Annotated in this window: 14 protein-coding genes; 12 read left to right on the top strand and 2 right to left on the bottom strand. The window is 45.0% G+C overall.

What is annotated here, in order from left to right:
- The first annotated feature begins 45 nt into the window (after positions 1 to 45).
- The 9 genes from CGZ90_RS08985 to CGZ90_RS08945 all read left to right on the top strand — a co-directional run bounded on the left by CGZ90_RS08985 (position 46) and on the right by CGZ90_RS08945 (position 8,178).
- Positions 46 to 684, top strand: coding sequence for a class I SAM-dependent DNA methyltransferase (locus CGZ90_RS08985; protein WP_094252046.1), 639 nt, complete (start codon positions 46 to 48; stop codon positions 682 to 684).
- Between the two features lie 18 nt (positions 685 to 702).
- The gene (gene mtnN, locus CGZ90_RS08980) at positions 703 to 1,398 is read left to right on the top strand and encodes a 5'-methylthioadenosine/S-adenosylhomocysteine nucleosidase (protein ID WP_094252045.1); all 696 of its coding nucleotides are present in this window, start codon (positions 703 to 705) and stop codon (positions 1,396 to 1,398) included.
- Position 1,399: 1 nt separating this feature from the next.
- Positions 1,400 to 1,867, top strand: coding sequence for an S-ribosylhomocysteine lyase (locus CGZ90_RS08975; protein ID WP_094252044.1), 468 nt, complete (start codon positions 1,400 to 1,402; stop codon positions 1,865 to 1,867).
- A gap of 11 nt (positions 1,868 to 1,878) precedes the next feature.
- Positions 1,879 to 2,802, top strand: a complete 924-nt coding sequence (locus CGZ90_RS08970) for a PLP-dependent cysteine synthase family protein (RefSeq protein WP_094252043.1) — start codon at positions 1,879 to 1,881, stop codon at positions 2,800 to 2,802.
- Positions 2,803 to 2,804: 2 nt separating this feature from the next.
- Positions 2,805 to 3,941, top strand: coding sequence for a bifunctional cystathionine gamma-lyase/homocysteine desulfhydrase (locus CGZ90_RS08965; protein ID WP_094252042.1), 1,137 nt, complete (start codon positions 2,805 to 2,807; stop codon positions 3,939 to 3,941).
- A gap of 755 nt (positions 3,942 to 4,696) precedes the next feature.
- Positions 4,697 to 4,933, top strand: a complete 237-nt coding sequence (locus CGZ90_RS08960; RefSeq protein ID WP_094252041.1) for a YrhC family protein — start codon at positions 4,697 to 4,699, stop codon at positions 4,931 to 4,933.
- 111 nt (positions 4,934 to 5,044) lie between these two features.
- Entirely contained in the window at positions 5,045 to 5,896 is an 852-nt protein-coding gene (locus CGZ90_RS08955; RefSeq protein WP_094252040.1) for a GRP family sugar transporter, read from the top strand.
- A gap of 14 nt (positions 5,897 to 5,910) precedes the next feature.
- Positions 5,911 to 6,702, top strand: a complete 792-nt coding sequence (locus CGZ90_RS08950) for a glucose-1-dehydrogenase (RefSeq protein WP_094252039.1) — start codon at positions 5,911 to 5,913, stop codon at positions 6,700 to 6,702.
- 234 nt (positions 6,703 to 6,936) lie between these two features.
- Positions 6,937 to 8,178 carry a dicarboxylate/amino acid:cation symporter gene (locus CGZ90_RS08945; RefSeq protein WP_094252038.1) on the top strand — a complete coding sequence of 414 codons (1,242 nt, stop codon included), beginning with the start codon at positions 6,937 to 6,939 and terminating at the stop codon, positions 8,176 to 8,178.
- A 44-nt stretch (positions 8,179 to 8,222) separates the two neighbouring features.
- On the opposite strand, the gene menA is transcribed toward CGZ90_RS08945, so the two are convergent.
- Positions 8,223 to 9,113 carry a 1,4-dihydroxy-2-naphthoate octaprenyltransferase gene (gene menA / locus CGZ90_RS08940; protein WP_094252037.1) on the bottom strand — a complete coding sequence of 297 codons (891 nt, stop codon included), beginning with the start codon at positions 9,111 to 9,113 and terminating at the stop codon, positions 8,223 to 8,225.
- A 496-nt stretch (positions 9,114 to 9,609) separates the two neighbouring features.
- Here menA and CGZ90_RS20485 point away from each other — a divergent pair, with 496 nt between their 5' ends.
- On the top strand, positions 9,610 to 9,759 hold the full coding sequence (locus CGZ90_RS20485; protein WP_133063571.1) for a YrzI family small protein: 150 nt from the start codon (positions 9,610 to 9,612) through the stop codon (positions 9,757 to 9,759).
- 354 nt (positions 9,760 to 10,113) lie between these two features.
- Here CGZ90_RS20485 and CGZ90_RS08930 read toward each other — a convergent pair whose 3' ends face one another.
- A complete protein-coding gene (locus CGZ90_RS08930; RefSeq protein WP_094252035.1) occupies positions 10,114 to 10,719 on the bottom strand; it encodes a 3'-5' exonuclease in 606 nt (201 codons plus the stop codon).
- 166 nt (positions 10,720 to 10,885) lie between these two features.
- On the opposite strand from CGZ90_RS08930, the gene sigK reads away from it, so the two are divergent.
- On the top strand, positions 10,886 to 11,602 hold the full coding sequence (gene sigK, locus CGZ90_RS08925; RefSeq protein WP_094252034.1) for an RNA polymerase sporulation sigma factor SigK: 717 nt from the start codon (positions 10,886 to 10,888) through the stop codon (positions 11,600 to 11,602).
- A gap of 139 nt (positions 11,603 to 11,741) precedes the next feature.
- The gene (locus tag CGZ90_RS08920; protein ID WP_094252033.1) at positions 11,742 to 12,005 is read left to right on the top strand and encodes an alpha/beta-type small acid-soluble spore protein; all 264 of its coding nucleotides are present in this window, start codon (positions 11,742 to 11,744) and stop codon (positions 12,003 to 12,005) included.
- Positions 12,006 to 12,122: the final 117 nt, after the last annotated feature.

Raw genomic sequence — 12,122 nt, 5'->3', positions numbered from 1 at the left:
TAGTATAACGATAGGAATTATATAATTTATATTGGAGTGACGATAATGGGCAGGGAATTTATTGATCTTTTCGATGAATGGGCATCCTCTTATGATGATACAGTTTCAGGGCATGATGTAGAATATAAGGAAGTTTTTGACCAGTATGAGGTGATTCTCGACACGGTTGCATTAAAGTCAGCAGGCAATGTTCTTGAATTTGGTGTTGGCACTGGCAACTTAACTGAAAAGCTGCGAAGCAAAGGCCTTTCTGTATTTGGGATCGAGCCTTCAACAGAAATGCGTAAGAAAACAGAAAGCCGTTTTCCTGACCTTTCTCTTTTTGATGGAGATTTTCTGAGCTTCCCGAAAATTGATGCGGAGATCAATACGATTGTCAGTACTTATGCGTTTCATCACCTGACAGATGAGGAAAAAGATAAAGCGATCGAGCTTTATAGCCATCTTCTCGGCCAAAATGGTAAAATTGTATTTGCGGATACAGCATATCTTCACGATGAAGACCGCCAGGCACGCCATGCAAAAGTAAAAGAACAAGGATTTCTTAACCTGCTCAAGGATTTGCAGACTGAGTATTATACGACACTCGAGGTACTTGAGAGCCTGTTTGCAAAACATGGTTTTTCTGTATCTTTTACAAAAATGAACGAATACGTGTGGCTGATGGAAGCTGTAAAAAAATAATATTGGAGTTTATACTTTATGAAAATTGGCATTATCGGAGCAATGGAAGAAGAAGTAGTTATTTTGCGTGACTTGATGGAGCAGCCGGAAGAGCAGAAGATCGCCGGCTGCGAGTTCCACAGCGGCATTCTTCACGGAAAAGAAGTCGTTCTGCTGAAATCCGGCATCGGAAAGGTAAACGCAGCGCTCGGAACAACACTAATGATTCAGATGTACGCACCGGATGTGATCATCAACACCGGTTCTGCAGGAGGGTTCAATACATCCCTTAATGTAGGGGATATTGTTATTTCAACTGACGTGACGCACCATGACGCGGATGCGACCATTTTTGGATACGCGTACGGTCAGATCCCGCAAATGCCAGCTTCTTACACGCCTGATGCTGAGCTTGTAAAAGCGGCTGAAAACGCTGCGTTAAAAGTAGAAGGCATCCAGGTTGCCAAAGGTCTTATCGCATCAGGCGATTCGTTCATGAGCGACCATGAACGTGTTGATTTTATCCGTACGAAGTTTCCAGAGCTTTATGCTGCGGAAATGGAAGCTGCTGCGATAGCGCAAGTGTGCTACCAGTTTAAGAAGCCATTCGTGATCATCCGTTCATTGTCAGATATTGCAGGCAAGGATGCTCGTTTATCGTATGACCAGTTCTTGGTGACGGCATCAAAAAACTCTGCTGAACTTGTTCAGCGGATCCTAGAGGAGCTGAATTAACATGACGAAGAAAATGAATGTAGAAAGCTTTAACCTTGACCATACAAAAGTGGCGGCGCCTTATATCCGTCTTGCAGGTACAACAACAGGAAAAAACGGCGACGTTATCCATAAGTATGACATCCGTTTTTGCCAGCCTAACAAAGAACATATGCCGATGGACGGGCTGCATTCTATTGAGCATCTGATGGCAGAAAATATCCGCAACCATCATGCTTCTGTAGTGGATATCAGTCCGATGGGCTGCCAGACAGGTTTCTACCTCTCTGTTATTAACCATGATAATTATGATGAAATCCTAGATGTTCTTGAAAAAACATTGAACGATGTGCTTAAGGCCGACGAAGTTCCGGCGTGCAACGAAGTTCAATGTGGATGGGCGGCAAACCACAGCCTTGAAGGAGCGAAGGAAATCGCTGAAAAGATGCTTTCCAAACGCGGCGAATGGCACGTTGTGTTTGCTGAGTAGGGAGGACAAGTATGGCTGTTTATCGCAACGTTCATGAGCTTGTCGGCAATACACCGCTCATGGAGATCACGCAGTTCGGATTGAAACGGGGAGTAAGATTGTTTGCCAAGCTTGAATTCATGAACCCTGGCGGCAGTGTTAAGGACCGTCTAGGCCGTGAGCTTCTTGATGAAGCTTTCCGTACAGGAAAGCTGGCTGAAGGCGGAACGCTGATCGAGCCAACTGCCGGAAACACCGGAATCGGCCTGGCGCTCGCCGCAATAAACGGAGGCATTTCTGTTATTTTTGTTATCCCTGAAAAGTTCAGCATCGAAAAGCAGGAGCTTATGAAAGCTCTTGGGGCTAAGATCGTTCATACACCTACAGCTCTCGGAATAAAGGGTGCGATTGAAAAAACGAAGGAACTGCTCGCTGAAATACCAGGATCTTATACACCCGCACAGTTTTCCAACCCTGCCAATCCGCTGACTTATTATAAGACGCTGGGTCCGGAAATATGGACTGACCTTGAAGGTAAGGTGGATATTTTTGTTGCCGGAGCCGGCACGGGCGGAACGTTTATGGGTACTGCTAACTATTTGAAAGAACAAAACGAGAAAGTGAAAACTGTCATCGTAGAGCCAGAGGGATCGATCTTGAATGGCGGAGAATCTGGACCGCACAAAACCGAAGGAATCGGCATGGAGTTTTTGCCTGAATATATGAACAAAGAGTATTTCAATGCTATTCATACCGTAATGGACGAAGATGCGTTCAGACGTGTGAAAGAACTTGCCGCAAAAGAAGGCTTACTGGTCGGAAGCTCTTCTGGAGCTGCACTGCATGCTGCCCTGATCGAGGCAGAGAACGCACCAGACGGAGCCACTGTCGTAACGGTTTTCCCGGACAGTTCTGAGCGGTACTTAAGCAAGAAAATTTATGAGGGAGGAATATGACGATGAAACGTAAAACAAAGCTTATTCACGGCGGAATCCCGTCAGATGCACAGACGGGAGCAGTATCCTTCCCAATCTATCAGGTAAGCACATACAAGCAGGAAGAAGTCGGCGTCCATAAAGGATTTGAATATTCCCGGACTGGAAACCCGACAAGGAATGCCCTTGAAGAACTGATCAAAGATCTTGAAGGCGGAAAACGAGGATTTGCGTTCGGTTCAGGAATGGCAGCTATCACAGCAGTCATGATGCTCTTCAATGCAGGTGACCACGTGATCCTGACGGACGATGTATACGGAGGCACATATCGTGTCATGACAAAAGTGCTGAACCGTCTTGGTATCGAGTCAACGTTTGTTGATACAACAGACCTAAATGAAGTTGAAAAAGCGCTTCAGCCGAACACGAAAGCATTATATGTTGAAACACCGACAAACCCGCTTCTTAAAGTTACAGATATTGAAGCTGCAGCACAGTGGGCAAAATCCAAAAACCTTCTGTTCGTGGTGGATAATACGTTTAACACGCCATATTGGCAGACACCGATCGAGCTTGGGGCGGATATCGTCCTTCACTCAGCAACAAAGTATATCGGCGGGCATAGTGATGTTGTCGCAGGACTTGTAGTCGTGAACGACGATAAGCTTGGTGAAGAATTCCACTTTGTCCAGAACTCAACGGGCGGAGTGCTAGGACCGCAGGATTCTTGGCTGCTGATGCGCGGTATAAAGACACTTGGTCTGCGTATGGAAGCTCACGAGAGCAGCACAAAAAAGATCGTTGAATTTTTAAGCAGCCATCCAGGTGTTGGAAAGATTTATTATCCTGGGCTTGAAACGCACCCGCAGCATGAAATCGCGAAAAAGCAATCAGGCGGTTTTGGCGGCATGGTTTCCTTTGATGTCGGCAGTGCAGAAAAAGCAGATCAGATGCTGAAGAAAGTAAAATACTTCACACTTGCTGAAAGCCTCGGTGCTGTAGAAAGCTTGATTTCAGTGCCGGCACGCATGACCCATGCGTCCATTCCTGCAGAGCGCCGTGCAGAGCTTGGCATCACAGACGGCTTGGTCCGCATCTCAGTAGGTATTGAAGACGTGGAAGACTTGATCGCCGATTTACAAAACGCGCTTGCTGAATAACATAAAAAAACTGACCGGAGCTTCTACGAAGGTACTGAAAAGCCCTTACTAACAAGTTTGGTGCAGTTGATTTCCGCTCCAGGGTGCTGAGCTTTCCGCGGGGCGTGCGGTGAGCCCCTTTGCCGCTACGCGCCCTAAAGGGTCTCACCTTCCCGCTCGTCCCGCAGGAGTCTCGCACCCTTCCGCTCCAATCACAACATGTTTTTATCACAATACAATAATAAATCACAAGAGGGTCATGCCAGTCGAAGTGGTGTGGCCCTTACTTTTTTATAATTATAACTGTTGGTTGTCTTAAGGTCTTATAAGCCTCTTAATGAAGAGTTGAAAACAAGGATTTGCATGAAATTCGGCGTGATTGCTCCTAAACAATCTAACGTCTAAACCTTGAGCTGTTAGCACTTCTTTCATTACATACGCCTGTTCATCTTGATTTCATCATTGAAAAAGTTGATCGGAGTGTAAGGTGCCGACTCCTGCGGGACAAGCAGGAAGGTGAGACCACTCAATGGCGCGTAGCGGCGAGGGGGCTCACCGCCTGCCCCGCGGAAAGCGTGCGCCTGAAACGGAGATCAACCTCTGCTATGATTTTCTTTAATATTTTCAGTGCCCTCAGCTGCTGATTGGGTCATTTTTTGAGTGCTAAAAACCTTTTTTTATGACTTGTGCATTCTGTCACAGAGTTGTAAACATTTGCTTGCTTAGCTGGCCGCTTTCATATGTTACTGTGTAAGTAGGGGTTAGGAGGTATAGAGATGACACAAAATGAAAAACAGGTTATTCAGCAGAAAGTTACGGATTATCAGCGTTTTGGCATCATTCTATTAAGCTTAAGCGCCTTTTTATATCTAGGACTTGTTCTTCCGATGGAGGGGCGGGACACGATGGATTCGATCTTTCTTGGTCTATCCACATTGTCTCTTTTAGCCATTACGTCTATCATGTATTTTGCCGCTAAAAAATATAAAGAAATTCTTCGCGATTCAGAATAAATAATACAATATATGGAACCAAACACACCGTTTCAGGCAGAGCCTGAAGCGGTGTTTCTTTTTGCACAATAGGGAATCCTATTAGTAACTGCTACAAAAAGGAGCTGCAACATGGGAATTATACTAGCACTTATCACCGCTGTATGCTGGGGCAGCATCGTGCTCGTCAGTGAAAAATTAGGCGGGGACGAACACAGCCAGACACTCGGAATGACGTTTGGCGCCCTTATTTTTGCAACAGCTGCATATTTTATCACACAGCCTAAGCTTGACAGCGAAACGTTTGCGGTTGGACTCGTGTCTGGACTGTTTTGGGTAATCGGGCAGCGCAATCAGTTTGCGAGCGTCGATTATCTTGGTGTTTCCAAGATTGTGCCGCTTTCGACCGGTATGCAGCTTTTCGGGACGACGTTATTTGGTGTCCTCATCTTCCGCGAATGGGAAACAAGCCAAGAGATTACGATTGGTTTGATTGCGATCAGCGCCATCATAGCCGGAGCGGTTTTCACCTCCATCAAAGACAAAAATGAAAAAGGGAAGGGAAATGATTATAAAAAAGGCCTGACTGTCCTTCTCGTTTCTACTGTCGGGTTTGTCGGCTATGTGATCTTGATCCGCTGGTTTGAGATCGACGGCTGGAAGGCGATTCTTCCACAGGCAATCGGAATGCTGCTTGGCGGCATTGTGCTGTCACTCGGACATTCAGCGTTCAACAAATATGCAGTGCGCAACATACTAACTGGCTTTCTATGGAGCACAGGTAACATCACGCTTCTTTTGAGCCTTTCAATGATCGGGGTGGCTACAAGCTTTTCGCTTTCACAGACGGGAATCGTTATTTCAACGCTAGGCGGAATTTTTATCCTGAAAGAAAAGAAGTCTAAACGGCAGAAAGTGTTCATAATGATTGGCCTTGTGTTAATTGTTGCCGGCGGTGTTCTGCTCGGTTATACGAAAAAATAAAAGGAGCGGTGGACGTGTATAAAGATCTACAAGGAAAAACAGTAATCATCACGGGTGCAGCAACAGGCCTTGGCAAAGCGTGTGCCCTAAGATTCGCGAGCGAAAAAGCAAATATCGTCATTAACTATTACGAGGAAAAACAAGAGAAAGATGTACATGATATAATCGATGAGATTAAGGATCTTGGTGCAGAAGCAATCGGTGTAAGAGGTGACGTGACACAGGAAGAAGATATCCGTGCCCTTGTAGAAGAAGCGGTCAGCACGTTCGGGAAGCTGGATGTGATGATCAACAACGCCGGCATCGAAAACGAAGTTCCGTCACATGAACTTTCTATGGAGGACTGGAACAAGGTTATTTCGACTAACCTCACCGGCCAGTTTATCGGCTGCCGAGAGGCGCTTGCTTATTTTGTTAAGAACCAGATACAAGGATGCATCATCAACATGTCCAGCGTGCACGAGATCATCCCGTGGCCGCACTTTGTTCACTATGCGGCGAGCAAAGGGGGCATCAAGCTCATGACGCAGACACTGGCACTTGAGTATGCACCAAAGCGTATCCGCATCAACAGCATAGCCCCTGGTGCGATCAATACACCGATCAATGAGGAAAAGTTCAAAGATCCTAAAAAGAAAAAGGGTGTAATTGATCTCATTCCGATGGGCTATATCGGCAAACCAGAGGAGATTGCAGCTGCTGCAGCCTGGCTCGCATCCAGCGAGGCAAGCTATGTGACAGGGCTGACATTAATCGCAGACGGCGGCATGACACTTTACCCAGGTTTTCAGGCAGGTAAAGGATAATAATAATGTGATGGTGAGAGCGGCTGATTAAGTAATGTCAGGCGCTCTTTATTTCACTATCGGAAAGTATAATTTTTTAACAAAAAAGAGATACGACGTCGTCAAAAAGTCTAAGTGTATAGTATAAGGTCAACTAAGGCTGACTGAAAAAGCTTGGCATCAGCCAAGTTTTCTTTATGTTAAAATAGGAAATGCAATACATATTTATTACTTTATTGAAAAAGGCGGTTTGTTATGAAACAGATATTTAAAACGTACCGGTTCTCCATCCTGTTGCTTTTTGCCATCGTCGCAGGAGCACTGCTGGGATGGGTGATGAAAGAGGATGCGGCAAAACTGAAGCCTTTAGGGGACCTTTTCCTTAACCTGATGTTTACGGTTGTCATACCGCTCGTATTTTTTTCCATCAGTTCTGCTATCGCTTCGATGGGCAGCGCCAAACGGTTCGGTAAAATTCTAGGAAGCATGCTCGGCGTTTTCTTGTTCACGGGAATCATTACAGCCGTCATCACGATGGGGGCTGTAAAAGTTTTTGATCCGTCAGAAGGCGTGAAGATCAAGCTTGTGAAGCCTGAAGACACAGGTGAAGCGGTTTCAGTTGCTGAGCAGATTACAGCGACGCTGACAGTTCCAGACTTTATGGAGTTGTTCAGCCGGTCGAACATGCTCGCACTGATCGTGTTCTCTGTTCTTGTAGGGCTTGCAGCGTCAATGGCAGGTGAAAAAGGCCGGCCTTTCTCTGCGTTCCTGCTCGCAGGATCAGAAGTGATGATGAAGCTGGTTAAGATCATCATGTATTATGCCCCGATCGGATTGGGTGCATATTTTGCAGCATTGATCGGTGAATTCGGGCCGACTCTGATCGGTTCTTACCTGAAAGCAGTGCTGTTCTACTATCCACTGTCGATTTTCTATTTTGTCGTATTCTTTACACTTTATGCGATGCTTGCAAATGGAAAGAAAGGGGTATCACTGTTTTGGAAGAACATGCTGCCTCCTTCCATTACATCGCTCGCAACTTGCTCAAGCGCAGCATCCATTCCGGTTAATCTGGAAGCTACTAAGAAGATGGGCGTACCGGCGGATATTAGCGAGACGACGGTGCCGCTTGGCGCATCGCTTCACAAAGACGGTTCCGTCATGGGCGGAGTGCTCAAGATCACGTTCTTGTTCGGAGTTTTTGACATGAACTTCTCTGGTATCAGCACGTACATGATGGTCGGTTTCACTGCCATATTAGTCGGTATGGTTATGGGGGCAATACCGCAGGGCGGAATGATAGGTGAGATGCTCATTCTGTCACTGTTCGGCTTCCCTCCAGAAGCACTGCCAGTGATCGCGGCGATCAGCACGATCATCGATCCGCCAGCAACACTCTTGAACGCAACTGGAGACAATGTAGCGAGTATGATGACCGCACGTCTTGTTGAAGGAAAGCGCTGGGTAACAGAAAATGTTTTAAAGCAATCGGCATAACAAAAAAGGGTCTGCTCAAATAAATGAGCGGACCCTTTTGCCGTTTAAAACTGGATGCCAATTAATGTGCCGATGCAAAGCAATGCGCCGAATGATAAATGAAGCAAAGCCGTTAAGCCTAGCGCACCGTTTAATTTTACCGGTTCCCATGTTGAAGCGGCAATCTTGATAGCTTTCACTGCAACAGGAAGGGTAAGAAGAGCGAGTATGCTCCAAAACGGAAGGAGAGAATTCATGATAAGCATGCTTAAAATGATATATGGACCTATCATCAGAACGTAATACTCAAGGCGTGACCATTTCTTGCCTATCAGTCCCACGATTGTGATTTTATTTATCTTTTTATCGGTTTCCAGATCGCGGAGATTGTTCGCATGCAAAATCGCCATCACTAAAAACGCATTAGGCAATGCTGCAAGTGTGATCTCGCCGCTCAGCATGTGTGTCTGTGTATAATAGGAACCGACGACTGCCAGGACGCCGAGTGTAGAACCTGAAGCGATCTCACCGAGTCCGTTATATGCAAGAGCAAACCGGGTGGCTGTGTAAAAATAGCCGACCAGCAATGAAGGGATGCCGATATAAAGAACGATAGGACCTGTCAATGCAGTTAAATAGAGACCGGAAACGATACTGATGCCAAAGAATACGAGACCGGTAACGTATACCTGCTTCGGCGTCATCTCACCTCGGTCGATCACGCCTGAAGGGCTGAGGCTGCCCGGAAGATCGGCGCCTTTTGTATGGTCAAAATAATCGTTGACCAAGTTAGTCCCGCACTGTAAGCTGACGGCGCCAAGTAAGGTTAAGAAAAATACATAATAATTTATGTCCGTCCATTGTGAAGCTAGAATGGTACCGAAAAGGACGGGAATGATGGATGCCGTTAGTGAAAACGGCCTTGTAGATGCAAATATAACTTTTGGATGAAGCATGATGTGACCTCCTTTACAACACTATTATAATCAAAGATTGTGAAGGTGTACACATTCGAGTATTTTAACAAAAATGGGTGTCATCATTTTGCAGTATGTGCATATCTTAAAAAAGCAGTAAGATAAAAGATGTTTACAGAAGTTCCATTTATGGGTATAATTGGAACTGGATTAATATTAAGTAAAAGGAGGCTGTTTAACATGACTTATAAATTACAAAACAATAAATTTCATAATTGTAACCCATCGGCCTTCTGTGGATGCAGTACGTCTTTTTAATCTTTGTTAAAAAGCGCCGCAGGCTGATGTCCTGCGGCTTTTTTGTGCCCTTCGCCAAACGCCGCAGGAATCTCTGCGGCGTTTTTTATATTGAAATTTAATTAAACAAAGGAGGTTTTAACAATGTTGATCAGCATTGCGTTATTACAATGGCTCGTACTGGAGAAAGATACGGCATGAAGGGCAGAAAAACGAAAATCAAGGGAGAGATAAGAATATGTTTACATTAAATCTATTGTTTGTTTCCATCACGGTTTCTTTTAAGAAGAAAGAGATGACATACAGCGACTACAACGATCAGAAGCGAATTAAAGGCCTGTATGAAAGCATGAGAGACAAATCGGCAAATCACATATCGATGTTTTAAAATACAAGACTGTTTTGTAAACTATATTGCTTTTAAAGAATACAGAGAAGAGGTTGATCTCCGTTTCAGGCGCACGCTTTCCGCGGGGCGGGCGGTGAGCCCCCTCGCCCCGCTGGAGTCGGCGCCTTACACTCCAATCAACTTGTCAAAGATGTATTCAAGATGACTAAGTGAACGTAATGGAAGTGTCGTCTAATTAATTGGACGAAGAATAGGAACATTTCTCATATATAGGCGTTGAAGCTTAAGCGAAAACTCCGCTGAACTTTCTTATAAAAACAAACCGTTCAAAAGCAACAATCTTTTAGAAAAGAGTCCAAACAAAAACCGGCAGCGAAATACTAGCTGCCGGTTTTACCGTTTTGCTGACCTTGCTTTCTTGCCTCTAGCCGGAGTATATCCGTTGCTGTGAATGGTTCCCGCTTGCATGCTTAAGGCTGTATGTAAAGTATCAAAGCTAACTGTATTCGTGTCGTTGAAAATTTGCAACATCACTTGGGCAGCTGCTCTTGCGTCTTCTAATGCATCATGGTGGCTTAGAGGGATTTGAAGGATATTAGCAAGCAGGTTCAGCTTGTGGCTTACAAGGTTCGGCCATGCTGCTCTAGCGGCTAACAGGCTGCAAGAATAATCAAACGATGGAAATCCGAGATCATAATCGGTTAGAACATTCCTAAGAACACTCATATCGAAACTCGCATTATGGGCTACAACCATTTTGCCGGCCAGAAGCGGGAAGAGTTCATTCCATACTTCATCAAACTCTGGGCTGCTCATTACATCTTCCTTCGTGATGCCGTGAATGGATGTATGAAAAGGATCGAACCAGTTTTGCTTCGGTTTAATGAGCGAGTAGTAGGAATTCGTGATCCTGCCGTTCTCTACTTGCACCAGACCGATTGAACAGGCACTGCCTCTCATCTTGTTAGCTGTCTCAAAATCCAGCGCTATAAAATCCAAATATTTTCACCTCAGTCATGATTCAGCTTCATGTCAATTATACACTTATCCATAAATGAAAGGGTACTATTCAACGATTCAAAATAAATTAAACCAGCAGTACAGACACCTGCCAAGCCCAGCTCTGCATAGAGATAATGGAGATGATCCTAACAGGAGGTGTCTTATGTCAGGGATGCTTGCACTGCTGTCATATTTTTTCAAAGAGTTAATGTTCTTTGTATCGTACGTAAAAAACAACGCCTTCCCGCAGCCGCTGTCTGAGAGCGATGAAAAGAAATATTTAAAAGAAATGGCGGAAGGCGACGAACACGCGCGCAGCCTGCTGATCGAGCACAACCTTCGTTTAGTTGCACACATCTGCAAAAAGTTCGAGAACACCGGTGAAGATACAGAAGATTTGATCTCAATCGGAACAATCGGTCTGATCAAGGCGATAGAGAGCTATTCACGAGGCAAAGGGACGAAGCTTGCGACGTATGCGGCAAGATGTATTGAAAACGAAATACTGATGCATTTGAGGGCTTTAAAGAAGACAAAGAAAGATGTTTCTCTTCATGATCCTATAGGCACAGACAAAGAAGGAAATGAAATCACGCTGATCGATGTTTTAAAAGCGGATACAGAGGACGTCGCGGATGCGATCCAGCTGAAAATGCAGAAAAAGAAAATCTACGATTACATCCATGTGCTTGATGAGCGGGAGAAGGAAGTGATCGTCGGACGTTTCGGGCTTGATCTGAAAAAAGAAAAAACACAGCGCGAGATCGCCAAGCAGCTCGGAATCTCGAGAAGCTATGTTTCGCGCATTGAAAAACGCGCTCTCATGAAGCTGTTTCATGAGTTTTACCGCAGCAGGCAGCAAGGTGAAAGAAACAGATAAATAAAGAACAATCTTTTCATGATTGACTTCCTCACTCTTTTAAAGAATAGAGGAAGTTTTCTTTTGTTCTTTTTTGGCTTTTTTCATTATTTTTTAATTCAAGGGAGAAAATAAAGAAAAAAAGAAATGAGGAACTGCAATGGCAAGAAAAAGAAGACCGGTTGTACCAGAAGCAAGAGAAGCACTGGATCAGTTCAAAGCTGAGGTAATGAAAAAGGCGGGTTATAAAGTGGATCCGTCTAATCCTCATGCTGTTAAGTACGAAGTGGCAAAAGACGCAGGCATCCCGTTAAAAGATGACGGAAATGGCACACTGACTGCCAAAGAAGCAGGCATCATCGGGGGTGAGATCGGCGGACGGATGGTCAAAGAACTGATCAGAAGAGCGAAAGAAAATTTGTAGCCAGCTCATCAATCAGCGGTTCCCCCGTTTATCTCACTCTGTAAAAGGGCAAGAAGGATATATACGGACCTCTACAGAAATAATTTAAAGATGTATGAAGACGCGAGGGGGGAACCA

The organism is Fictibacillus aquaticus, from assembly GCF_002245695.1.
GTDB lineage: Bacteria > Bacillota > Bacilli > Bacillales > Fictibacillaceae > Fictibacillus > Fictibacillus aquaticus.
This window is presented reverse-complemented; position numbering and strand designations above follow the sequence as displayed.